23 protein-coding genes are annotated in these 24,634 nt (G+C 49.2%); 19 read left to right on the forward strand and 4 right to left on the reverse strand.

Annotated features, from left to right (window positions below; translation table 11 throughout):
• The first annotated feature begins 228 nt into the window (after positions 1–228).
• The 7 genes from rodZ (at position 229) to L2097_RS00455 (ending at position 7,477) form a co-directional block, all read left to right on the forward strand.
• The gene (gene rodZ, locus L2097_RS00425; protein WP_047369289.1) at positions 229–1,236 is read left to right on the forward strand and encodes a cytoskeleton protein RodZ; all 1,008 of its coding nucleotides are present in this window, start codon (positions 229–231) and stop codon (positions 1,234–1,236) included.
• 26 nt (positions 1,237–1,262) lie between these two features.
• Complete coding sequence (gene ispG / locus L2097_RS00430; protein WP_047369290.1) at positions 1,263–2,381, forward strand: flavodoxin-dependent (E)-4-hydroxy-3-methylbut-2-enyl-diphosphate synthase; 1,119 nt, start codon at positions 1,263–1,265, stop codon at positions 2,379–2,381.
• Between the two features lie 92 nt (positions 2,382–2,473).
• Positions 2,474–3,748: a histidine--tRNA ligase gene (gene hisS, locus L2097_RS00435; protein WP_047373200.1), complete on the forward strand. Its 1,275-nt coding sequence runs from the start codon at positions 2,474–2,476 to the stop codon at positions 3,746–3,748.
• Positions 3,749–3,784: 36 nt separating this feature from the next.
• Positions 3,785–4,405 carry a YfgM family protein gene (locus tag L2097_RS00440; RefSeq protein WP_047369291.1) on the forward strand — a complete coding sequence of 207 codons (621 nt, stop codon included), beginning with the start codon at positions 3,785–3,787 and terminating at the stop codon, positions 4,403–4,405.
• A gap of 10 nt (positions 4,406–4,415) precedes the next feature.
• Entirely contained in the window at positions 4,416–5,594 is a 1,179-nt protein-coding gene (gene bamB / locus L2097_RS00445; protein WP_047369292.1) for an outer membrane protein assembly factor BamB, read from the forward strand.
• 123 nt (positions 5,595–5,717) lie between these two features.
• Positions 5,718–7,199: a ribosome biogenesis GTPase Der gene (der, locus tag L2097_RS00450; protein ID WP_085005437.1), complete on the forward strand. Its 1,482-nt coding sequence runs from the start codon at positions 5,718–5,720 to the stop codon at positions 7,197–7,199.
• A 56-nt stretch (positions 7,200–7,255) separates the two neighbouring features.
• Positions 7,256–7,477, forward strand: coding sequence for a zinc ribbon domain-containing protein (locus L2097_RS00455; RefSeq protein ID WP_085005438.1), 222 nt, complete (start codon positions 7,256–7,258; stop codon positions 7,475–7,477).
• On the opposite strand, the gene L2097_RS00460 is transcribed toward L2097_RS00455, so the two are convergent.
• Both L2097_RS00460 and L2097_RS00465 read right to left on the reverse strand, forming a co-directional pair.
• On the reverse strand, positions 7,474–7,824 hold the full coding sequence (locus tag L2097_RS00460) for a protealysin inhibitor emfourin (protein ID WP_047369295.1): 351 nt from the start codon (positions 7,822–7,824) through the stop codon (positions 7,474–7,476). The two genes, L2097_RS00455 and L2097_RS00460, sit on opposite strands and share 4 nt — an antisense overlap.
• Entirely contained in the window at positions 7,824–8,849 is a 1,026-nt protein-coding gene (locus tag L2097_RS00465; protein ID WP_047369296.1) for a M4 family metallopeptidase, read from the reverse strand. The genes L2097_RS00460 and L2097_RS00465 overlap by 1 nt, the downstream gene beginning before the upstream one ends.
• A gap of 127 nt (positions 8,850–8,976) precedes the next feature.
• Here L2097_RS00465 and L2097_RS00470 point away from each other — a divergent pair, with 127 nt between their 5' ends.
• The gene (locus L2097_RS00470) at positions 8,977–10,110 is read left to right on the forward strand and encodes an MFS transporter (RefSeq protein ID WP_350028989.1); all 1,134 of its coding nucleotides are present in this window, start codon (positions 8,977–8,979) and stop codon (positions 10,108–10,110) included.
• A 1-nt stretch (position 10,111) separates the two neighbouring features.
• On the opposite strand, the gene xseA is transcribed toward L2097_RS00470, so the two are convergent.
• Positions 10,112–11,494, reverse strand: a complete 1,383-nt coding sequence (gene xseA, locus L2097_RS00475; protein WP_250351921.1) for an exodeoxyribonuclease VII large subunit — start codon at positions 11,492–11,494, stop codon at positions 10,112–10,114.
• A 159-nt stretch (positions 11,495–11,653) separates the two neighbouring features.
• On the opposite strand from xseA, the gene guaB reads away from it, so the two are divergent.
• The 4 genes from guaB (at position 11,654) to L2097_RS00495 (ending at position 17,131) form a co-directional block, all read left to right on the forward strand.
• Positions 11,654–13,120: an IMP dehydrogenase gene (gene guaB / locus L2097_RS00480; protein WP_039079791.1), complete on the forward strand. Its 1,467-nt coding sequence runs from the start codon at positions 11,654–11,656 to the stop codon at positions 13,118–13,120.
• A gap of 63 nt (positions 13,121–13,183) precedes the next feature.
• Complete coding sequence (gene guaA, locus L2097_RS00485) at positions 13,184–14,761, forward strand: glutamine-hydrolyzing GMP synthase (protein WP_039079792.1); 1,578 nt, start codon at positions 13,184–13,186, stop codon at positions 14,759–14,761.
• 307 nt (positions 14,762–15,068) lie between these two features.
• Positions 15,069–16,256: a tyrosine-type recombinase/integrase gene (locus tag L2097_RS00490; protein ID WP_250351922.1), complete on the forward strand. Its 1,188-nt coding sequence runs from the start codon at positions 15,069–15,071 to the stop codon at positions 16,254–16,256.
• A 392-nt stretch (positions 16,257–16,648) separates the two neighbouring features.
• Entirely contained in the window at positions 16,649–17,131 is a 483-nt protein-coding gene (locus L2097_RS00495) for a hypothetical protein (protein WP_104659004.1), read from the forward strand.
• Positions 17,132–17,558: 427 nt separating this feature from the next.
• Here L2097_RS00495 and L2097_RS00500 read toward each other — a convergent pair whose 3' ends face one another.
• A complete protein-coding gene (locus L2097_RS00500) occupies positions 17,559–18,899 on the reverse strand; it encodes a hypothetical protein (protein WP_250351923.1) in 1,341 nt (446 codons plus the stop codon).
• Between the two features lie 206 nt (positions 18,900–19,105).
• Here L2097_RS00500 and L2097_RS00505 point away from each other — a divergent pair, with 206 nt between their 5' ends.
• The 7 genes from L2097_RS00505 to L2097_RS00535 all read left to right on the forward strand — a co-directional run bounded on the left by L2097_RS00505 (position 19,106) and on the right by L2097_RS00535 (position 24,486).
• Positions 19,106–19,336 (forward strand): helix-turn-helix transcriptional regulator, encoded by a 231-nt coding sequence (locus tag L2097_RS00505; RefSeq protein WP_104659003.1) that lies wholly within the window; start codon positions 19,106–19,108, stop codon positions 19,334–19,336.
• 6 nt (positions 19,337–19,342) lie between these two features.
• Positions 19,343–20,341, forward strand: a complete 999-nt coding sequence (locus tag L2097_RS00510) for a replication protein RepA (RefSeq protein WP_250351924.1) — start codon at positions 19,343–19,345, stop codon at positions 20,339–20,341.
• Between the two features lie 846 nt (positions 20,342–21,187).
• A complete protein-coding gene (gene traJ / locus L2097_RS00515) occupies positions 21,188–21,541 on the forward strand; it encodes a conjugal transfer transcriptional regulator TraJ (RefSeq protein WP_104659001.1) in 354 nt (117 codons plus the stop codon).
• Positions 21,542–21,622: 81 nt separating this feature from the next.
• A complete protein-coding gene (trbJ, locus tag L2097_RS00520) occupies positions 21,623–22,417 on the forward strand; it encodes a P-type conjugative transfer protein TrbJ (protein WP_104659000.1) in 795 nt (264 codons plus the stop codon).
• 11 nt (positions 22,418–22,428) lie between these two features.
• Entirely contained in the window at positions 22,429–22,602 is a 174-nt protein-coding gene (locus tag L2097_RS00525) for a hypothetical protein (RefSeq protein WP_016247508.1), read from the forward strand.
• Between the two features lie 2 nt (positions 22,603–22,604).
• Positions 22,605–23,966 carry a P-type conjugative transfer protein TrbL gene (trbL, locus tag L2097_RS00530; protein ID WP_250351925.1) on the forward strand — a complete coding sequence of 454 codons (1,362 nt, stop codon included), beginning with the start codon at positions 22,605–22,607 and terminating at the stop codon, positions 23,964–23,966.
• A gap of 82 nt (positions 23,967–24,048) precedes the next feature.
• Entirely contained in the window at positions 24,049–24,486 is a 438-nt protein-coding gene (locus L2097_RS00535) for a HigA family addiction module antitoxin (protein WP_104658998.1), read from the forward strand.
• The last annotated feature ends 148 nt before the right edge of the window (positions 24,487–24,634 follow it).

Genomic DNA, 24,634 nt, shown 5'->3' on the forward strand with positions numbered 1-24,634 from the left:
TATACTTGTGTAATCAATAATTACTGTGCGTTTCTCTCTACTTTAAGGCAGTATGTAGCGATGGAACAACAGCTTAGCAAAAGTACGAAAAGCTGTTCTGTTATGACCGGCCTGACAGTCTTATACTGTCGGTCTAAATTTAACTGACCCTGACATTTCGCGGCGCGCCCAGGCAATGCTTACTACGCGCCTGAATCTTAAATTTTCACGTACCAGCAGTTGTAGCGAATGAATACTGAAGCCACTCACGACCAAAACGAAGCACAAACCACGGGCGTTCGTCTGCGCAATGCCCGTGAACAACTCGGACTTAGCCAGCAGGCGGTAGCTGAGCGCCTCTGTCTCAAAGTTTCCACGGTGCGCGATATTGAAGACGATAAGGCTCCTGCCGAATTGGCTTCAACATTCCTGCGTGGTTACATCCGCTCGTATGCGCGTTTGGTGCATATCCCGGAAGAAGAACTGCTGCCGATGATTGAGAAACAGGCACCGATTCGGGCGGCGAAAGTCGCGCCGATGCAGACCTTTTCTCTGGGTAAACGTCGTAAAAAACGTGACGGCTGGTTAATGAGCTTTACCTGGCTGGTGCTGTTTGTGGTTGTTGGTCTGACAGGCGCATGGTGGTGGCAAAATCACAAAGCGCAGCAGCAAGAGATCACCACAATGGCCGATCAGTCCTCTGCAGAGCTGAACGCCAGTGGGAACAGCGAAGGGCAGAGCGTTGCGCTGAACAACGATGCTGCCAGCACACCGACAGAAACACCGAATACGGCTGCGACTACGCCAGTTGAACCAACCGCCCCTGCCGCAGCCCCTGGAACAGCGACGCAGGCGCCTGCGACCACCGCGCATTCAAATGCCGTTGTATCACCTTCTCAGGCACCTGTTACCCAATCTCCTGCCACTCAGCCATCGGCAACCGCGAATAACGCGCCGCTACCGACTGACCAGGCAGGTATTACCTCCCCGGACGCCGCACATGCGCTGGTCATGAACTTTAACGCCGACTGCTGGTTAGAAGTGAGTGATGCAAGCGGTAAAAAATTATTCAGTGGGATCCAGCGTAAAGACGCGACGCTGAATTTAACCGGCCAGGCGCCTTACAAGCTCAAAATCGGTGCACCTGCTGCGGTACAGATTCAATATCAGGGTAAACCTGTCGATCTGAGCCGCTTTATCAGAACTAACCAGGTTGCACGCCTGACCCTCAATGCCGAACAATCAGCAGTACAGTAACAGACGGGCAACGCGGGAGATTTTTCATGCATAACCAGGCTCCGATTCAACGTCGGAAATCGAAACGGATTTACGTTGGTAATGTGCCGATTGGCGATGGCGCCCCCATCGCCGTGCAGTCAATGACAAACACCCGCACCACTGATGTGGACGCGACGGTCGCGCAGATCAAAGCGCTTGAGCGTGTTGGCGCTGACATTGTTCGCGTTTCCGTCCCTACCATGGACGCGGCAGAAGCATTCAAATTGATTAAGCAACAGGTGAGCGTACCGCTGGTCGCGGACATTCACTTTGACTACCGTATCGCGCTGAAAGTCGCGGAATATGGCGTCGACTGTCTGCGTATCAACCCAGGCAATATCGGTAATGAAGAACGCATTCGCATGGTTGTGGACTGCGCGCGCGACAAAAATATCCCTATTCGTATTGGCGTCAATGCAGGATCGCTGGAAAAGGATCTGCAGGAGAAATATGGTGAGCCCACGCCGCAAGCGCTGCTGGAGTCTGCCATGCGCCATGTCGATCACCTGGACAGACTTAATTTCGATCAATTCAAAGTCAGCGTAAAAGCCTCCGATGTGTTCCTGGCGGTGGAATCTTACCGTCTGTTGGCAAAACAGATTGATCAGCCGTTGCACCTCGGTATCACCGAAGCGGGTGGCGCGCGCAGTGGCGCGGTCAAGTCGGCGATTGGTCTGGGCTTGCTGCTGTCTGAGGGGATCGGCGATACGCTGCGTGTCTCGCTGGCGGCGGATCCGGTTGAAGAGATCAAAGTTGGCTTCGATATCCTGAAATCACTGCGTATCCGCGCACGTGGCATCAACTTCATTGCCTGCCCTACCTGCTCGCGTCAGGAATTTGACGTGATCGGCACCGTGAATGCCCTTGAGCAGCGCCTGGAAGATATCATCACGCCGATGGATGTTTCGATCATCGGTTGCGTGGTGAACGGCCCAGGCGAAGCGCTGGTTTCTACGCTTGGCGTGACCGGCGGTAACAAGAAAAGCGGCCTTTATGAAGATGGCGTGCGTAGAGACAGACTGGATAACGACGATATGATTACCCAGCTCGAAGCCCGTATCCGTGCGAAAGCATCAATGCTGGATGAAGCTAATCGTATTGATGTCCAACAGGTAGAAAAATAACGTGATGGGAAGCGGCTGGCTTCCCGTGTATGATGAACCCGCAAGGCGCAAGCCCTGAGGGTTCATTTTTTGTATTCAAAAAGAGAATAAACGTGGCAAAGAATATTCAAGCCATTCGCGGCATGAACGATTATCTGCCTGGCGAAACCGCCATCTGGCAGCGCATTGAAGGCACACTCAAAAACGTGCTCGGCAGCTACGGTTACAATGAAATCCGTTTGCCGATTGTAGAGCAGACCCCGTTATTCAAACGCGCGATCGGTGAAGTCACCGACGTGGTTGAAAAAGAGATGTACACCTTTGACGATCGCAACGGCGATAGCCTGACGCTGCGTCCAGAAGGTACAGCGGGCTGTGTACGCGCCGGCATCGAGCATGGTCTTCTGTACAATCAGGAACAGCGCCTGTGGTATGTCGGTCCGATGTTCCGCTATGAGCGCCCGCAAAAAGGTCGCTACCGTCAATTCCATCAGTTGGGTGTCGAAGTGTTTGGCCTGCAGGGCCCGGACATTGATGCCGAGCTGATTATGCTCACGGCGCGCTGGTGGCGTGCGCTGGGTATCTTCGATCATGTTAGCCTCGAACTGAACTCTATCGGCTCCCTGGAAGCGCGTGCAAACTATCGCGATGCACTGGTGGCGTTCCTTGAGCAGCATAAAGAACAACTGGACGAAGATTGCAAACGCCGTATGTACAGCAACCCGCTGCGCGTGCTGGATTCCAAAAATCCGGACATTCAGGCGCTTCTGAATTCGGCGCCAGCGCTGGGTGATTATCTGGATGAAGAATCTCGCGAACACTTCGCAGGCCTGTGCAAACTGCTGGAGGCGGCGGGTATTGCCTATACGGTAAACCAGCGTCTGGTGCGCGGTCTTGATTATTACAACCGCACTGTTTTCGAGTGGGTGACCACCAGCCTGGGTTCTCAGGGAACGGTGTGTGCGGGTGGCCGTTACGACGGCCTGGTCGAGCAGCTTGGCGGTCGCGCAACCCCGGCGGTTGGCTTCGCGATGGGTCTTGAACGACTTGTTTTGTTGGTTCAGGCAGTTAATCCGGAATTTAAAGCAGAATCCGTTGTCGATATATACCTGGTAGCGTCGGGCGAAAACGTACAGTCCGCTGCAATGCAACTGGCTGAACGGGTACGCGATGCGTTACCTGATGTTAAGCTCATGACGAACCACGGCGGCGGTAATTTCAAAAAGCAATTTGCCCGTGCCGATAAGTGGGGCGCGAAGCTCGCACTGGTGCTGGGTGAGTCTGAAATCGCTGACGGTAACGTTGTAGTGAAGGATTTACGCTCTGGTGAGCAAAATACGGTAACGCAGGACAGCGTTGCGGCGCATTTGCGCACACTACTGGGCTAATCTCCCCGGTGAATTATCGTTAAGGAGAAGGACTGCGTGGAAATTTACGAGAACGACAACGAACAGGTAGACGCGCTCAAACGCTTTTTTGCTGAAAACGGCAAAGCGCTGGCTGTTGGTGTCATTTTAGGTATTGGTGCATTAGTTGGCTGGCGCTACTGGAATAGTCACCAAATCGAAACAGCGCGATCGGCTTCACAAGGCTACGAAAACGCAATTACCGCGATTCGTGCTGATAAACCTGAAACGCTGACTGCGGCTGAAAAATTCGCGGCAGAGAATAAAAATACCTATGGCGCGCTGGCGTCACTGGAACTGGCACAGCAGTACGTTGAACGCAATGAGCTTGAAAAAGCGTCCGCGCAGCTGCAACAAGGGCTTGCCGCTACCAGCGATGAAAACCTTAAGGGTATGATCAACATCCGTCTCGCCCGTATCCAGGTGCAGCTTAAGCAGCAGGATGCCGCGCTGAAAACGCTTGATAGCGTGAAAGGCGACGGCTGGGCGGCCATTGTTGCTGACCTGCGTGGTGAAGCGTTACTCAGCAAAGGCGACAAACAAGGTGCACGCACTGCCTGGGAGAATGGCGTTAAAAACAACGCCTCCCCGGCGCTGAGTGAAATGATGCAGATGAAAATCAACAATTTGTCCATCTAAGAGGGACCCGATGCAATTGCGTAAATTACTTCTGCCTGGGCTGCTGTCCGTCACCTTACTGAGCGGTTGTTCCCTGTTTAACGGCGAAGAAGATGTTGTCAAAATGTCCCCTCTGCCGACGGTTACGAACCAATTTAATCCGTCTACCGCATGGAGTACGTCTGTGGGTAGCGGTATTGGCGATTTTCATTCGAATTTACATCCGGCGCTGGACAGCGGCGTGGTCTATGCTGCCGATCGTCGCGGTACGGTAAAAGCGGTTAGCGCGAGCGATGGCAAGGAAGTCTGGTCCGTTAACCTGGCAGAAAAATCCGGCTGGTTCTCCAGCAGTCCGGCGCTGTTGTCCGGTGGTGTGACCGTTGCTGGCGGCCATGTCTATGTGGGCAGTGAAAAAGCGAAGGTTTATGCGCTGAATACGAACGACGGTTCCGAAGCCTGGAAAACCAACGTTGCCGGTGAAGCGTTGTCCCGTCCTGTTGTCAGCGATGGCCTGGTGCTGATTCATACCAGTAACGGCCAACTGCAGGCGCTTAATGAGAGCGACGGCGCAGTAAAATGGACGGTTAACCTCGATATGCCGTCTTTGTCCCTGCGTGGTGAATCCGCACCGGCTACCGCCTACGGCGCAGCCATTGTGGGTGGTGACAACGGTCGTGTAAGCGCCGTGTTGATGCAGCAGGGCCAGATGATTTGGCAGCAGCGTATTTCTCAGGCAACCGGCCCGACGGAAATCGACCGTCTGAGTGACGTAGACACAACGCCGGTGATTGTAAACGGCGTGGTTTACGCGCTGGCTTACAACGGTAATCTGACGGCGCTGGATCTGCGTAGCGGTCAGATTATGTGGAAACGCGAACTGGGTTCAGTGAGCAATTTCGTTGTAGACGGTAATCGTATTTATATGATTGACCAGAATGACCGTGTTCTGGCGTTAACCACTGACGGTGGCGTGACGCTGTGGACGCAAAGCGATCTTCTGCACCGTAACCTTACTGCTCCGGCGTTGTATAATGGTTACATCGTGACCGGTGACAGCGAAGGTTATATGCACTGGATTAACGTCGAAGACGGGCGTTTTGTCGCGCAGCAGAAAGTGGACGGCTCCGGTTTCCTGACCGATCCTGTCGCTGCGGATGGCAAACTGCTGATCCAGGCTAAAGACGGTACGCTGTACGCCATCACGCGTTAATCGCGCGAAGGTGGTCGTTCGTGAGAAGACGGCTCCTGTTGCAGGGGCCGTTTTACTGTTTTTAAAACGTCGCCAGCGTTGCGACGTTTTGATTTTTGAATTCTAAGTAATGAGGCTTTAAACATGATACCTGTGGTCGCGCTGGTCGGGCGCCCTAACGTTGGAAAATCCACGCTTTTTAACCGTTTAACACGCACCCGTGATGCGCTGGTAGCGGATTTTCCGGGGCTGACCCGTGACCGTAAGTACGGTCGTGCTGAAGTCGAAGGTCGCGAATTTATCTGTATCGACACGGGCGGTATTGATGGTACGGAAGACGGCGTAGAAACCCGTATGGCGGAACAGTCGCTGCTGGCGATTGAAGAGGCTGATGTGGTGCTGTTTATGGTGGATGCGCGCGCCGGGCTGATGCCGGCTGATGAAGCTATTGCTAAGCACCTGCGTTCGCGTGAAAAACCGACATTCCTCGTCGCCAACAAAACAGACGGGCTGGATCCGGATCAGGCGGTTGTTGATTTTTACTCCCTTGGTCTGGGTGAAATTCACCCGATTGCCGCCTCTCATGGTCGTGGTGTTGTCAGCCTGCTGGAACACGTTCTGCTGCCGTGGATGGACGAAATCGACCCGCCGGAAGAACTGGATGAGAACGCCGCCTACTGGGCCCAGTTCGATGACGGTAAGGGTGAAGAGGGTGAAGAAGAAGAGCCAGAAGACGACTTCAACCCGCAGGATCTGCCTATCAAGCTGGCGATTGTCGGGCGGCCTAATGTCGGTAAGTCCACGCTGACTAACCGCATTCTCGGGGAAGAGCGTGTCGTGGTTTATGACATGCCAGGTACCACGCGTGACAGTATTTATATCCCGATGGAGCGTGATGGGCGTGAATACGTTCTGATCGACACCGCGGGCGTGCGTAAACGCGGCAAAATCACCGACGCGGTGGAAAAATTCTCGGTCATCAAAACGCTGCAGGCGATTGAAGACGCCAACGTGGTACTGCTGGTTATTGATGCCCGTGAAGGTATTTCCGACCAGGATCTCTCCCTGCTGGGTTTCATCCTTAATAGTGGGCGCTCACTGGTTATCGTGGTGAACAAATGGGATGGCCTCAGCCAGGAAGTGAAAGAGCAGGTTAAAGAGACGCTGGACTTCCGTCTGGGCTTTATCGACTTTGCTCGCGTGCACTTTATCTCCGCGCTGCATGGCAGCGGCGTAGGTAACCTGTTTGAATCGGTGCGCGAAGCCTACGACAGTTCGACCCGTCGCCAGAGCACCGCGATGCTGACCCGTATCATGAATATGGCGAGCGAAGATCACCAGCCGCCGTTGGTTCGTGGCCGTCGCGTGAAGCTGAAATATGCGCATGCTGGTGGTTATAACCCGCCAATTGTGGTGATTCACGGCAACCAGGTAAAAGATCTGCCGGACTCCTACAAGCGTTATCTGATGAACTACTTCCGCAAATCGCTGGATGTGATGGGCACCCCTATCCGTATTCAGTTTAAGGAAGGGGAAAACCCGTATGCGGACAAACGCAATACGCTGACGCCAAACCAGATGCGTAAACGTAAGCGCTTGATTAAACATATTAAGAAAGGCAAGTAAGTTTAAAAACCCCGGTGGTGTTAATCACTACCGGGTAACCTTATGGGAGGATATTTATGGATCTTAAATGCCCAACCTGCCACAACCCGCTGGAATTGATCGGTACACATGGTCACTGCCATGGTTGTGATAAAGATTACCCTCTTCACGCGCTATGCCCGGAGTGCCAACAGCCGCTGGACGTGCTCAAAGCCTGCGGAGCGGTGGACTATTTCTGCCAGCAGGGTCACGGTCTGATCTCCAAAAAGCGGGTGATCTTTGCCCTGCAGGACATTTAATCACACACGCCGCTTTCGCCCTTTTTCCACAGATCCACCAGCGAAGGCGGTGCCTCCTGTTCCGGCACCAGCAAGATAATATCGGTATAGTGCGCCTCGTTGTGGTGAGTCCAGATTATCTGAATACGAAAATAGCGCTGGTCGCCGCGCCCCGGTGAGTCCGTCTGCCCTGGTGGAAAGCCGCGCTGCAGTGCTTGCTGTAAAATATCAATCACCCGCTCACGTTGCTGTGGCGTAAGGGCGGATAGGGCGATTCTTCTCAGACCGCTCAACTGTGGGATAAATGCCACTCCGCCTTCACGGGCAAGCTCAATGACCGCGTCCTCAGTGAGCTCCGGAATATTCATCACAGTACCCCTGTCTCAATCCAGGCCTGTTTAATGGCTTCCGCCGTCTCTTTTCCCGACCGTTTTTCACCGTGAGCAATGGTCAGTTGGGCGAAAGCCGCAAAGTCAGCATTTTGCGCGAGTGAGTGGTCGCAAACCGTGTCATACCAGGCATAACCGGCTTTTTCCCATGCATAACCACCAAGCGCGGTGGCGGCGAGGTAAAACGCACGATTAGGAATGCCTGAGTTAAGATGTACGCCGCCGTTATCCTCGCGAGTTTTAATAAAGTCCTTCATATGCGCAGGCTGGGGGTCTTTACCCAGTAGCGGGTCGTCATAGGCGGTGCCCGGCTCTGCCATAGAGCGCAACCCTTTGCCGTTGATACCTGCGGCCAATAACCCTTCGCCAATAAGCCAGTCCGCCTCTTGCGCGGTCTGTTTGTGCAAATACTGTTTCACCAGCGAGCCAAACACATCGGACAGGGATTCATTGAGCGCCCCGGATTGTTCGAAATAAATCAGCCCGGCTTCTGTTTCCGTTACGCCGTGGCTAAGCTCATGGGCGACAATATCCGGTGCGATAGTGAAACGGTTAAAGATCTCGCCGTCGCCATCGCCAAATACCATCTGCTGACCGTTCCAGAATGCATTCTGGTATTCGCGGCCATAGTGAACGGTACCGATAAGCGTCAGGCCCTTATTATCCAGTGAATCGCGATGATAAATTTTCCAGAAAAAATCGTGCGTCACACCCAGATATTCCCATGCTTCATCTACGGCGATATCGCCATTTGATGACTGCCCCTCAAAGCGCACCTGCGTGCCTGGTAACTCCTGAGTCTGTTTCGCATCATAAATGTCCCGCTGCAACTGGCCCGCTTTCGCAACATGCGGCGCGGCAGGCTTGCCCGGCATATGTGCCATGAGCGTCTGGACATGGGTTAGGGTCTGGCGGGCGCACTTTTGCTGTACGTCGGAGCCGTTATCAATAATGCGGCGCAGGATGTAGGGCGGGATAACACTGTGAAGTCGTGTCGCTGTCATGCTGCTCTCCTGATTGTTGGCAAGGCTGACTACAAGTTTATGTGACATTCGGCATTTTTACCCCTTACGCGGCAAAACTGTCCGTTTCGACCATCATTAACTGCTCAATCAGAAAAGAGGGTCGGGTGTGGATAAAACAATTTCACCGCTTGCGTTAACCGGGTTTTTGCTTATTGCTGTGACGTATGGCATGGCGCGTTTTGCCTGGGGCCTGATGCTGCCGTCGGTAGGACAGGATATTGCGCTGAGTCCACGGGCTGCGGGTGTTATCGCCGCCTGTAGCTATATCGCCTACTGTTTTTCTTCGCTCTGGGCCGCCCCGGTAACCGGGCGTTACGGCGCTCGTACCACCGCGATCGTTTCGGCACTCTGCGCGGCACTTGGGCTACTGATCCTGGCATTGTCTTCGGGTGTTCTACTCCTTGCGCTGGGGCTGTTTATCGCCGGTCTGAGTTCGGGGCTGGCATCGCCGTCACTGGCTGCATCGGTCAGCCAGGCGGTGGCAGAGCGTCGGCAGTCCACCACTAACACTTTTATCAATGCCGGTACTGGCGGCGGCATTATCCTTTCCGTACCGGTACTGCTTTTCACCCCCTTTGGGTGGCGCGGAGCCTGCATTGCGTTCGCGGTGCTGGCGCTGCTTTGCCTGCTGCCGGTGATGCGCTACTTACCCGCGACCAAAACACAGGGGGCAAAAAATGAACAATCCTGGCGGCAGGTCTTACAGTGCCAGGCAATGCGGCGGCTGGCGCTGATTGCTTTTATCTGCGGAATAGCGAGCGCGGCATGGTGGAATTTCGGACCCGATATTCTGCAAAATCATCTGCATATTGCAAAAGAAACCACCAGCATGCTGTGGCTGGTAAGCGGCGGGGCGGGAATAGCTGGCATCTTTACCGGCGCGCTGGCTGCCCGGACAGGCTGGAACCCGGTTTACTGGCTGTCGCTGCTTTTTATGGCCGCACCGCTGGTGCTACTGGCGGTAAGTCATGGCTATAGCGGGTGGCTTATTCCGGCGGCGGCCCTCTGTGGCGTGGGCTATATTACGCTTTCCGGCGTACTGCTGGTCTGCGGCGCGTCCGCTACGGCGAATGCGCCGGCCGCAGGGGTAGGTATCGTCTTTTTTATGCTGGCGGTAGGGCAGGTGGCGGGGGCGATAGTTTTTGGACAACTGTATGCATTACTGGGAGCCACCTGGTCGCTTTTGATGTTTGCCGGATTAGCACTTCTTATTATGTTTCTGACCCCGACCAGGCTGTGAATTAGCCCGCGCTGCGGGGTTTAGACGCGCGCGCTTTTTTCGCAGGAATGACGCTTTTCACTTCACTCTCTATCCAGCCATCGGCGAGACGGGTGGTCAGCGTATCGCCCGTTTTAACCTGTTTCGCCTGTTTCAGCACATTGCCATCGGCAGCCGTGGTGACGCTATAGCCGCGGGCCAGCGTCGAGAGCGGGCTGACTGCCTCCAGGTGCGTCACTGCCTTGCCAAAACGCTCTCGCGTCACGCCCAATTGCGCACGCAGGCTTTCCGCCAGCCGGTATTCCAGTTGCTGAATACGTGTCTGCGCACGCCAGATCCGCGGCTGTGGGTTTTGCTGATTCAGGCGCTGGCCGACACGGCGTTGACGCACTGTCGCCTGTTTAAGCTGGTTGTCCAGGGCGACACGCATCCGCTGGCGGAGTTTTTCCAGTACGGTGTGCTGACGGGCGAGACGCAGTTGTGGATGCTGCTGTTGCAGCCTGTGGTTAAGTTGAGTAAAGCGTCGGGTGCGGTTAGCAATGAAAAAGTCCATCGCCATCTCAAGGCGTTGCTGAGAAGACTGGATCTGGCGCAGCAGCTCCGTCTGGTTGCGACTGACGATTTCCGCTGCGGCAGAGGGGGTAGGGGCACGTAAATCTGCGACAAAATCCGCAATGGTCACGTCGGTTTCGTGGCCGACGGCGCTGACCACCGGAATACGGCTGGCAAAAATGGCGCGCGCAACGCGCTCGTCATTAAAACTCCATAAATCTTCCAGCGAGCCACCACCACGCCCGACGATCAGCACATCACATTCCTGACGCGCGTTCGCCAGTTCTATGGCGCGTACAATTTGCCCCGGCGCATCGTCACCTTGTACCGCGGTGGGGTAGATGACCACCGGCAAAGAGGGATCCCGTCGTTTCAGAACGTGGAGAATGTCATGTAGTGCAGCGCCGGTTTTCGAGGTGATAACGCCAATACAGTGGGCCGGTGTGGGGAGCGGCTGTTTGAACTGTTGATCGAAAAGCCCTTCTGCTGACAGCGCCGCTTTCAGTTGCTCATATTTCTGCTGCAGTAACCCTTCACCGGCGGGCTGCATGCTTTCAACGATTATCTGGTAATCGCCGCGCGGGTCATAGAGCGTAACAGACGCGCGAACCAGCACTTGCTGCCCATGCTGAGGGCGGAACGTCACGCGACGGTTGCTGTTGCGAAACATTGCCCCGCGAACCTGTGCGGTGTCGTCCTTAAGCGTGAAGTACCAGTGACCGGACGCAGGCTGGGTAAAATTAGAGATTTCACCTGTGATCCAGACCTGGCCCATTTCGCGTTCCAGCAGGCTACGTACTGTCTGATTCAGGCGGCTAACGGTAAAAATTGCGGGGCTTTGAAGAGATGACATGTGAGCTAGATCAAATTCTAAATCAGCAGGTTATTCAGTCGATAGTAACCCGCTCAGCGATGAGCGCAAGTATTTTTCGCAAAAAAATGTGGAAGCAATCGGTTACGCTCTGTATAATGCCACGGCAATATTTAACCACCCAGGTCAGAGATATTGCCCATGCTACGTATCGCTAAAGAAGCCCTGACGTTTGACGACGTCCTCCTCGTTCCCGCTCACTCCACCGTTCTGCCGAATACTGCCGATTTGAGCACTCAGCTCACTAAGACCATTCGTCTGAATATTCCGATGCTCTCCGCAGCAATGGACACCGTTACGGAAGCGCGCCTGGCAATTGCCCTGGCACAGGAAGGCGGCATTGGCTTTATTCATAAAAACATGTCCATCGAACGCCAGGCTGAGGAAGTCCGCCGTGTTAAAAAACACGAGTCCGGCGTGGTTAAAGATCCTCAAACCGTCCTGCCAACCACTACTCTGCGCGAAGTGAAAGAACTGACCGAGCGTAACGGTTTCGCTGGTTATCCGGTGGTTGCCGAAGACAATTCACTGGTGGGTATCATTACCGGTCGTGATGTTCGCTTTGTCACCGACCTGAACCAGCCTGTTAGCGTATATATGACGCCGAAAGAGCGTCTGGTTACCGTTCGCGAAGGCGAAGCGCGTGAAGTTGTGTTTGCGAAAATGCACGAAAAACGCGTTGAGAAAGCGCTGGTTGTTGACGACAAATTCCGTCTGCTCGGCATGATTACCGTCAAAGACTTCCAGAAAGCGGAACGTAAACCGAACGCCTGTAAAGACGAGCAGGGCCGTCTTCGCGTCGGTGCTGCGGTTGGCGCCGGCGCAGGTAACGAAGAGCGTGTTGATGCGCTGGTTGCGGCAGGCGTTGACGTTCTGCTGATTGACTCCTCGCATGGCCATTCCGAGGGCGTTCTGCAACGCATTCGTGAAACCCGTGCAAAATACCCGGATCTGCAAATCATTGGCGGTAACGTCGCGACGGGCGCAGGCGCACGTGCGCTGGCGGAAGCCGGTTGCAGCGCTGTGAAAGTCGGTATTGGCCCTGGCTCTATCTGTACTACCCGTATCGTTACCGGTGTGGGTGTTCCGCAGATTACGGCTGTTTCAGACGCGGTTGAAGCGCTGGAAGGCACCGGTATTCCGGTTATCGCTGACGGCGGTATCCGCTTCTCTGGCGACATTGCCAAAGCGATCGCCGCTGGCGCGGCTGCGGTGATGGTCGGCTCTATGCTGGCGGGCACCGAAGAGTCGCCGGGCGAAATCGAACTTTACCAGGGGCGTTCTTACAAATCTTACCGTGGTATGGGTTCTCTGGGCGCGATGTCCAAAGGTTCCTCTGATCGTTATTTCCAGACGGATAATGCCGCTGACAAACTGGTGCCGGAAGGTATCGAAGGACGCGTGGCGTATAAAGGTCGCCTGAAAGAGATTATTCATCAGCAAATGGGCGGCCTGCGTTCCTGTATGGGGCTGACCGGCTGTGGTACCATCGACCTGCTGCGCACGAAAGCGGAATTCGTGCGTATCAGCGGTGCGGGCATCCAGGAAAGCCACGTCCATGATGTGACCATCACCAAGGAATCCCCGAACTACCGTATGGGCTCCTGATAAGTTTCCACGCCCGGCTATAAGCCGGGCGATTTTGTTTCACTTGCCTCGGAATTAGCGTCAATGACGGAAAATATTCATAAACATCGCATCCTTATCCTCGATTTCGGTTCTCAGTACACACAACTTGTTGCCCGCCGCGTGCGTGAGCTCGGTGTTTACTGTGAACTGTGGGCATGGGATGTCACCGAAGCGCAGATTCGTGAATTTAACCCAAGCGGCATCATCCTTTCCGGCGGCCCGGAAAGCACCACCGAAGATAACAGTCCGCGCGCGCCGCAATATGTATTTGAAGCCGGCGTGCCCGTATTTGGCGTCTGCTACGGCATGCAGACGATGGCGATGCAGTTGGGCGGCCATGTTGAAGCGTCCAGCGAGCGCGAATTTGGTTATGCCCAGGTTGAAGTTCTGACCGACAGCGCCCTGATTCGTGGTATTGAAGACTCCCTGACCGCAGACGGTAAACCGCTGCTGGACGTATGGATGAGCCATGGCGATAAAGTGACGGCTATTCCGTCTGACTTTGTCACCGTTGCCAGCACCGAAACCTGCCCGTTCGCCATTATGGCTAACGAAGAAAAACGCTTCTACGGCGTACAGTTCCACCCGGAAGTGACCCATACCCGTCAGGGTCTGCGCATGCTGGAGCGTTTCGTTATCGATATCTGCCAGTGTGAAGCCCTGTGGACCCCGGCGAAAATCATCGACGACGCTATCGAACGCATCCGTGCGCAGGTTGGCGACGACAAAGTGATCCTCGGCCTGTCCGGCGGCGTTGACTCCTCTGTGACGGCGATGCTTTTACATCGCGCGATCGGTAAAAACCTGACCTGCGTGTTCGTCGATAACGGTCTGCTGCGTCTGAATGAAGCTGAGCAGGTAATGGACATGTTCGGCGACCACTTCGGTCTGAACATTGTTCACGTGGAAGGTGAATCACGCTTCCTGAGTGAGCTGGCAGGCGAGAACGATCCGGAAGCCAAACGCAAAATCATTGGCCGTGTGTTTGTCGAAATCTTCGACGAAGAAGCGCTGAAACTTGAAGACGTGAAATGGCTGGCGCAGGGCACCATCTACCCTGACGTGATCGAATCTGCCGCGTCCGCGACCGGTAAAGCACACGTGATTAAGTCTCACCACAACGTGGGCGGCTTGCCGAAAGAGATGAAGATGGGCCTTGTTGAACCGCTGCGTGAGCTGTTCAAAGACGAAGTCCGTAAAATCGGCCTTGAGCTGGGCCTGCCGTACGACATGCTTTACCGCCATCCGTTCCCGGGGCCAGGCCTTGGCGTTCGCGTACTGGGCGAAGTGAAGAAAGAGTACTGCGACCTGCTGCGTCGCGCAGATGCTATTTTTATTGAAGAACTGCGCAAAGCTGACCTGTACAACAAAGTCAGCCAGGCATTTACCGTCTTTCTGCCGGTCCGCTCTGTTGGCGTGATGGGCGATGGCCGTAAGTACGACTGGGTTGTCTCTCTGCGTGCCGTTGAAACCATCGACTTTATGACTGCGCACTGGGCACATCTGCCGTACGACTTCCTCGGCCGCGTTTCCAACCGTATCATCAACGAAGTGAATGGTATTTCCCGCGTGGTGTATGACATCAGCGGTAAGCCGCCAGCGACGATTGAGTGGGAATGATTTTCCAACAGGAAACGTCTTGCACTAACAGGCACTAAATCATATCTAAGTCCGCGTAAATGCGGACTTTTTTTGTTTTTGGTATAGTTATTTTTGGCAATGTCTGGCAACGCCAAGCATGGTTTGACAGTGGTATTTTGATGGGTATGATTCATTGGTAATGCCATGGATTACGCCCGATACCATGCTGAGTGTTTTTGATGGGGCATGGTATTAATTTTTCATATCCATCTGTTTTATAAGGATTAAACTCCAATTATTTAGAGGTTTCTCAGCATGGTATCAAACAAGAATAATAGGTTGAAACATGCTGACTGATACTAAGCTACGCAATCTCAAACCCAAGGATAGACTTTACAAAGTCAATGACCGTGATGGCCTCTATGTTGCCGTCACAACCGCAGGGTCTATCTCCTTTCGCTACAACTACTCGATCAATGGCAGGCAAGAAACCATTACCTTTGGCCGCTACGGAGTAGGAGGTATAACGTTAGCTGAAGCACGTGAGCGTCTCAATGAAGCGAAGCGAATGGTTACTGATGGAAAGTCTCCGGCCAAAGAGAAAGCCCGTGCTAAGGCGAGAACGAAAGATGCTGAAACCTTTGGTGCCTGGGCTCAGAAATGGCTGCGTGGCTATCAGATGGCCGACTCCACCCGTGATATGCGTCGCTCAGTCTATGCCCGAGAGCTAGAGGGAAAATTTGGCAACCAAAAGCTTACAGAAATTACCCATGAAGACTTGAGAGCACTTACTGATGCGATAGTGGAGAGAGGGGCACCTGCAACAGCTGTGCATACGCGTGATATTGTGCTCCAAGTATATCGATGGGCAATAGAAAGAGGGCAGAAAGTCGAGAATCCCGCTGATTTGGTACGGCCTGCAAGTATCGCTCGATTTGAGCCGAGAGACCGAACATTAATGCCGGCTGAGATCGGTTTGATGTACCGGTACATGGAAAAAGTAGGAACAACTCCTCAGATTCGTGCTGCGGTAAAGCTTCTCTTGTTGACTATGGTACGTAAAAGCGAATTAACTAATGCAACCTGGAATGAATTTAACTTTATTGAAGCGTTGTGGACGATCCCTAAGGAGCGAATGAAACGGCGTAACCCACACTTGGTATTTTTGTCTCGCCAGGCTATGGATATTCTGATTGCTTTGAAAACATTTGCCGGTGGTTCTGACTACATTCTTCCTTCTCGTTATGATTCCGATGCTCCAATGAGCAGTGCGACGATGAACCGCGTAATGGTTTTAACGTATAAGGCGGCGCAGAAAGAAGGCCAGTCACTCATTAAATTTGGACCCCATGATCTTCGTAGAACTGCGAGCACTCTGCTGCATGAGGCCGGATACAATACTGACTGGATAGAAAAATGCCTGGCACATGAACAGAAAGGGGTGAGAGCGGTATACAACAAAGCTGAATATCGAGAGCAAAGAGCATCAATGCTACAGGATTGGGCTGATATGATAGATGAATGGGTTGCGTAATATGTAATAGCTCAGACTTAATCGGACACATCTACGGAAAGATATAAAACAAATTTGACAGGCAGCACTATGCCAAATATAGTGACTTGTACCCTGAAAATTATACTTTTAATAAATTTCAATTAGTTTATTAAAATGCTTAGAACGTAAGCTAGATACATTTACTTGTTACAAAAGAGGCAAGCCTATTATTTGGGAAGCTAGTATGCATTAACCTAAAATAGCGAGGGTAAAAATTTAAAACATGCCTGATAGATTTTTAGTGTTCCTGATTACAGCTATCTAGTATGAGAATTTTTTCACCTGTTGTCCTTGTCGATTATCTTGTGGAACCAGCAATAAAGGGTTAGGGATGGTAAATGTAATTCGTTGCATTAGGGAGCCAAGTTACAATGTCAGATAATATAAATGAGTACGAGGAATTCTTGTTCCATAGGATCGAGGATTCGGATTTGCTGACAGGATTTGTTATTGGTCACTTAGTAGTTGAACATCTTCTCGAAGAGATAGTTTTAAGCTATGACGTTAAGCTTAAACAGCATTTTCTTTCATTGACCCATAGCAGGAAAATTGCTTTTATTAACTCTTTGGAATTAATACCAGATGAAGTGGCTAGTTGTTTGCAAAGTATTAACAAGATGAGGAATAAATTCGCTCATCAATTAGGATACACACCAAATAAAGGTGAGCTGTTGAATCTAATCGAACAATGTTCACATAGTTTTGACGATTTGACCGATGGGCTTGGACAGCTGCATGATGCTCTAAAAAATTCGGAAAACCTGCTTGAAACACAAGAGAAATATGGGGTTGGACTTGCTGATCTCTTCATTCAAGTGGTATACGATCTGGAATCGTACGCAAAAAAATATTGAATGGTCACTACTTTGGTTGTTATCCTTTTTAGTTGACTATTATTCTTGGTTATTGTTGGCAATATACAATTTATGTTTTTCGTTTATAGTGGATTTTAAGATTGTGTTGTGCGCAACTAAGGGATTTTGTCAGTTAAATCATGAGTTAATGCATTTTTATATGCTATAATTCAGTTCTTTGTTGAGAATATTCTTATATTTAATTCGGACGTTCCAGTGTTATTTTAATAACGTACGGAGTTTATTTATTTTGATTGCTGTTTTTGATGTGAGGTATGTTTATTTTGATGTCCTTGATCTACTCAATTCATCTATTTTCTATTATCAGATGGGTCAGAAGTGTCTATTTAATTAGAAATGCATTTTCTTTAATTGGGTGTTATATATTACCATCTTATTCATTTATAGTATGATTGGATTCATGTTTTTAAATGTTAAAATCACTATTTACACTTCTCAAAGCTTTAGAAACTGCTTGGGGTGAAATAGTTCTTCCCTCTATTTCCGTTAACTTATCTGCAATTTGTCTCTGATTGAATCCTTGTTTCTTAAGAACGAGCATTCGTTTCTTACTATCTGTTAATCTAGAGTCAACCATATGGCGAGCGATATCTCGCAGTTTTCCGACATCATCAGCTCCAAGAGTTATACCAACTCCAGTCAAGCGAACGGCTGCTTCATGAATGAGTCTTTTTGTTTCTCCCTTGAGTACAATTGGGTATTTAAAATTATCCTTAACGTAATGGAAAAATGCGTCACTTTGTTTCTGAGTCACGCATTTATCTTGAAGGAAATGATAGAAATAAAGGTCAACTAGTTCATCTCTTGAAATCACTTTCAGCTCTTCGACTCTGACTATGTGAAGTTGCAATCTCTGCAATTCATTCTCGAATTGGTCTTTTGAGTGCAGAGCACTCTTGTAAGCGGAGTTCCAGGTGCAGCCATTTTTGTGTTTCTGTTTATGGTAAGAACAATACCTGTGGCTGAGTTGTAGTTTTTTCTGATTATCAGGGTTCTGTTCGTTGTGAATTTCTATCTCATCTTCCAGTTCTAGCATATTGTTATCTAGCTTATAAAAATATTCTGCAAGTTCATTTCTTTGGCCACACAGCTCGCAGAAAGTTTGCTTTCGCCGCGCATTGAGTTTTGTGTCTGCACTGTGCTGCTTGAAGCGTGTCGGTGTAAGGTGAAGCTGCCATAAAAGCTCAAGCAGATTTTCCACGGTTGCTTGAAACTTAAGATCAATAGGTCGATATTGATGTTCCGTGTTTGCAAAACGCCTTAGTTGCTGTTTAATAACATCATGAGCATTTTTGATACCCATAACCATCACTAGATTGGTTATCGGAGCATCTTCTTTAAATTTAGAACCATATTTAATATGCGAACAACTAGGGACGCTTTCAGTGCTGGTAAATTTATCATTTGAACAGGGTAAGGGGGAGTGAGCAATATTCATATAGGGGATAGGAAAGAATTGAAAATGACTCTCAGGAAGAGAGTTAAGGAATGCTGACACCTTAGGATCAATAACCTCTAAGATAAGCTCTCCAATAGGGCGCTTATCCGCTTCTCGTTTGTCGTAGGATGAAATACCCTTCAAATGGCTTCGTGGGTCCTTTCTTTTTGAATGTACAGTGTAGTTTGCCCATCGCTCTCGAAATTCCCGTATGCCAGCGGCAACAGCGGTATCGCAATCTTCCCAGACAGAGATAAAGTACATACCTAAGCGATCACTTATATTCTTTTCACTTTCGATATATGCCATTTTCCACATCCCCCATATACAGTTCAGGGTTATGTTACTACTGGTTAAGTAATGAGTCTATTAGCAACTACTTGTAATGGCTGGCAGCTGTCCTTTGTTAATTTGAAAATAAATTGAAGATTCAACCTAATCCGCCTAAACGTCCAATTCGATGCCTGAAAAATATTGGCATAGTCAGGTCTCAGCAACTAACAGGAGGCCAACACATGCAAGAACTAGCACATAAGACCCTAATTAATCGTAAGACCCTACTCAGCATGATTCCTTTGTCTGATCGAACAATCTATAACCTGGAACAACGTGGTGAGTTTCCTCAGCGTATTGTTTTGACGAGCCGAAGTGTTGCGTGGGATTTAGCGGAGATTGAAAACTGGATAGAAGCAAAGCGCAGATCTGCTTTAAAGGCAGCAAGACCCGGTTTTATGTGGTCAGTGTGAATCATCATGACGATTAAAAATGTAATAGATGTTCAATCTTTGGGAACGACTCAGAAAAAAAGCATCTCAGTGACAAACGATAAGGTAAAGTTAAATACAAGATATGTAGATAAACTCATTGAAATACATGAATGCAGTGCTCTGGAGGCTAATGAGATTGGTTTCATTGCTCGATTTTTAATTCAAGCAACCCTTCCACACAGCAAGCCAAGAATGAATGAGTGGAGCCGTAAGAATGGTAATTTAACCATGCATATGATGGCACCATCATCAGTAGGTTTGCCTTACGGTTGTTATGCTCGATTACTATTAGTTTGGATTAGTACACAGGCTATTAGAAATAAATCAAAATTAGATAAAGGTATTATCAGTGAGCAGGAAGTACGTAAGCTTGAATTGGGACGATCTCAGCGACGTTTTATGGAAGCACTGGGGCTCCGCTCAAGCGGTGGTAAAAATGGTTCTATTGTCCCGCTTCGTGAACAGATGCGACGATTATTCAAAATGACGGTTAGTATTATGTTGGCAGAGTTAAATGAAGAAGATGGATATATTTGTGAAGACGAGATGGGAGCCAGAGTCGCAGATGTTTCACATATTTGGTGGAGTGCAAAGTATCCTGAACGTGATTTATTGAGCCAATCTTGGGTAGAGCTATCGCCTAAATTTTTTCAACTGATAGTAGATAGGCCTGTTCCGTTGGATATGAGAGTTCTGAGGCTGATTAAACGTTCTCCTATGGCCTTAGATATATATTGCTGGGCGACTTATCGGGTGAGTTATTTAAAGCGTGTCACAATGATCCCTTGGTCAGGTTTGATGGAGCAAATGGGATCTAATTATGCCGATGTCAAAGACTTTAGACGACGGTTTAATGATGGGCTTGAAAAGGTTCAGCGGGCATGGCCAGGGCTAGACGCTACACCATCGGAAAAAGGACTTCTTATAAAACCAAGTGCTCCTCAAGTACCCCGAAGGAAAAAACACATAACTGAGGGATATTGAAGCGTTATGAATCTCTATCATCTGGCACTTTATAAGTGTGTGTAAGCTTGGGGATGAAGAAACTTATCCACGCATATTCTGTCCCGCTTTAAAGAAAGTATTCTGCGCATGTTCTGTCTAAGTTTGCGCATGTTTTGTCTCGGGGTGCGCATGTTCTGTCTCTTGTTTGATTAATAAATGCTTTGGTAACAAAGGGTTGCATGGCATCCTATAGTGTTTACCTGTAGGTTTAACCTATATAAAAATTAACCTGTAGTTAAGGTATAGATTTTGTGGATAAATTCGATGGGGTCTAATTGCATTCCTAATTACCACGGTTCAATTTTTCAATGTTGATTTTTTATTGAGTTTTGTTTAGCTAAAAATACATTTTTTAAATGTCATCTGTTTCTTATGAAAACGATTTGCGCTGTAAGCATTTATAACTTGTATTTGTATTATTGACACATGAGGTAGATTTTTTTGTCATGAAAAAACAATTAGTTAGCCCTTATAGTGGGGCTTTAAAAATTTTAGCTGCTAAAATCCGATGATTTTTCTTAGGAGTTAGGGGCGATGAAATCAGTTATGGCTGAGTTTATATCTACTGAGACAGTGACCGAGGCTCACTATATATCGAATGACTTTACTCGAGGAATCCTGCATCAATACTCTAAGGAAACACAACATATACACCGAAATACACATCGACGTGCACAGATATACTACGGCAACTGGAGGGCAGGACATGTAAAGTAGGCCCACCGCTGGGGTGTTCCAACTTTACCACTCCCTATTCGCCGCATCGCGGCTCAAGGCAGTCCTGCTCTGCGAGGCTGCTAGGCTACCGCCTGTATGGAGAGTTATATGAAAGTTACGCAGACTAGAAAAAATAGTACGCCAATAAAAGTTTACTGTTTACCCGAAGAAAAAGTTCTCATCCAAGAAAATGCAGAAGCATCTGGATTAAGTGTTACCGGTTTTGTTCGTAGAGTTGCAATGGGTTATCAAGTTGATTCTATCGTCGACATAAAACAGGTTAATGAACTGAGCCGAGTAAATGCTGATCTCGGTCGACTTGGTGGGTTACTTAAATTGTGGCTGGCTAAAGATCCTCGCACGGTGAATTTTTCGCCGACAATGATAAAAACGTTGCTTGCGAAAATAGAATCAACTAGTCAAGAACTAAGGAATATTATGGATAGAATCTTGGATAAATAAATGCATGGCTTCCTATATATCAGCATCTGTTATCAGTCCGAGAGTTCAATGTTATTAATCACTTGAAATTGAGGTAAGCAAATGAAATTTATGCTCCGAGTATTTTCATCGCAGAGAGGCATTTTAGCCGCTAAAAATGCCTTAGTAGCTTCCTTCGTGGCGTCCATCGTGGCATTTCCGGTGAAAGCAGGCATTCCTGTTATTGATGGAACTAACGTGGTTCAGACCACAATCAGCGCAGTCAACAACGTTCAGTCAGTGGCAAAACAAATCCAGCAATACCAGACGCAACTGCAGCAATACGAAAACATGTTACAAAATACAGTCGCACCTGCCGCATATATATGGGACCAGACAAACACAACGATTAATAAACTCCTGCAGGCGCAGGACACACTGAACTACTACAAGGATCAGGCGGGTAGCCTGGATTCATATCTGAAGCGCTATCAGGACATTAACTACTATAAATCCTCGCCATGTTTTAATAGTAATGATGAGTGTGCTGCGTCTGAAATTAGTGCACTTCGTAAAGCAGAACAGAACAACTCAGAAGCCCGTAAGAAAGCAAACGATGCTGTTTTTAAGGCTCTCGATGAACAGCAGATAATGCTCCAAAGCGATGCTGATAACCTTGTCAGATTGCAGAGTCAGGCAAGCGGTGCACAAGGGCAGATGGAAGCCATTCAGGCAGCTAATCAGCTGGCCAGCGCACAGGCAAATCAGTTACTCCAAATCCGCTCATTACTTGTGGCGCAACAAAATGCGGCTACAACCCTGGCACAGGTGCAGGCCGATAAAGAAGCCCAACAAATAGTAGCCGATCAAAAAGTATTAGCTGGACAGAATACACCAAGTCCGAAGCGAATTTGGTGAGGAGCAACTGAATGAAAGAGAAAATTATGATGGCATTTATAGTAATTAGTTCATTGATTCTATGTTCTTGCGAAAAAAACGATAAAGATTGTTTATCGACGCCAGATAATAAATTAGATGCACATAGATACGATAAGTGTGCGTTGCGTAGTAAGAACAATCCAAGCCCTAAACGAGAATGGTAATTATGAAAACAGTAAGCAAACTCACCTTTTTAGGTACCATACTTTTCTTTTCTGTAAACGCCTACGCTGGTCAATTAGATAGTAGTGGGTTACTTGATACTTTGTTAGATAAGTTTCAACAAGTAGCTAGCACATGGATAACAGTAATTGGTAATTATGCGAATTGGCTCTTCTGGGGGTTGGTATTAATAAGTATGGTTTGGAGATTTGGTATGATGGCGATCCAAGGGGAGGGGTTGACTGGTGTACTTGCAGAAATAGTTCGCTTTTTTGCCGTCATTGGTTTTTTTTATTATATTTTAATCAACGGCCCAGCCATATCGCAATCCATAATTAACTCAATGAGACAGCTTGCAGCAAACGCTTTAGGAATAAGTGCTGGTATTTCACCATCAAGCATAGTTGATATGGCGTTTGCGATATTGACAAAGGTCAGTTCAGCCGCATCAATTTGGTCGCCAATGATATCCACCATTATGATAACAGTCGCGATAATCGTTCTGGTAGTGATGTCCCTTATAGCGATAAATATGCTAATCATGTTGGTTTCTGCATGGGTGTTATGTTATGCAGGAGTTATATTGCTTGGCTTTGGTGGTTCGAAATGGACCTCAGATATAGCAATTAATTACTTACGAACTGTTTTATCGATTGGCATTCAATTATTCACGATGACATTAATTATTGGGGTTGGACAATCATTTATAGATCAATATTTTTCTATTATTAAAGATGATGTTCCTGATCTTAATAGTCTTATCGTTTTGCTTCTGGCGTCAATCATTCTTTTAGTATTGACTAATAAATTACCGTTGTTGCTATCTGGCGTTGTAGGAGGAGCATCCTTACAAGGCATCGGAGGTTTTGGAGCAGGTATGATTACGGGCGCTGCTGCTACTGCAATTAGTGGTGCTGGAACAATGGCAATGAGCGCTACAGCTCAAGTCAGTGGTGGGGCTTCTGCATTAAAAGCCGCATTTGAATCTGCACAAACGGCAATGGCCGAAGAATCCGGATCTGTCGGTGGTGGTTCAAGCGGCGGATTTGGTGGTGGTGTAGATACCGGTTCTGTAGAAACGTCGGGACAGCAACCATCTGGTAAAGGTAGTTCCAGTGGGGGAAGCGAAGGTTTTGCTGCATCGTTCTCTCGTGCTAGCCGCATGGCAAGCCATATGGGAAGCAGTATGGCTAACGGGGCTGCTGAGTACCAAGCAATGAAGCGAAGTAGCAACTCTTCCCGAACCCAACAAACTATTGGAGGGGAGTTGGCGACACATATACGTAAACAAACAGCTACTCGTCGGGATAACCGCGAACAAGATGATTTTGCCGGAGATAGCTTATCCGGCAATAATAAATCTTGAATCACGCGTGTCAGTTTACGGGGGAGCGCGAGCTGACGCTTTCACTGAGCGAACTTTACTTCTGCAACTCAAAGGAAAAACTATGTCTAGAACTCTCGATTCACGGTTACGCATCGAGGGCTTCCGCAAAGCAGAGGCTTCTCTGAGACTTGAAGGAAAGGACCCCAGTGGCACGCCGCTCTACGAGTCCGTCAAAGCACGTATTATTTTAGGTGAGCTGACATATGAGCAGGGGCGTTCAGAGATTCTTGCATACTACACAAAAGCAGATACCGCTGGGACTGTGACAGTGGGGGAAATTCTGACAGAGGAGTTTTTAAAACCGCTGAACATGTCTCATGATGAGCTAGCGGAAGCTATGGGGATTTCTCGGCAGGATGTTGGGGATATCATATGCGGGCAGCGCTGTCTCAACGCTAATGAGGAGCGCCTTCTTGCAGGCATGTTTGGAACTGATGAGGACTTCTGGAGTAACCTTAAGAACTCACGAGACCTTCCTGAAAATGATGGGGGTGATTGACCTATGTCTCCATTATATGTCATGCATTGAACCGCCCCTCAAGTGTCATGATATTATAGGTTTTACACGGAAAACTATCTGTCATCAGAAGCTCTTGCCATGACGTGCCTAGATTTGATATTGAACATTATATTGGGAGTAGTCTTGA

It is taken from the genome of Citrobacter sp. MNAZ 1397 (assembly GCF_023613995.1).
GTDB classification, from domain to species: domain Bacteria; phylum Pseudomonadota; class Gammaproteobacteria; order Enterobacterales; family Enterobacteriaceae; genus Phytobacter; species Phytobacter ursingii.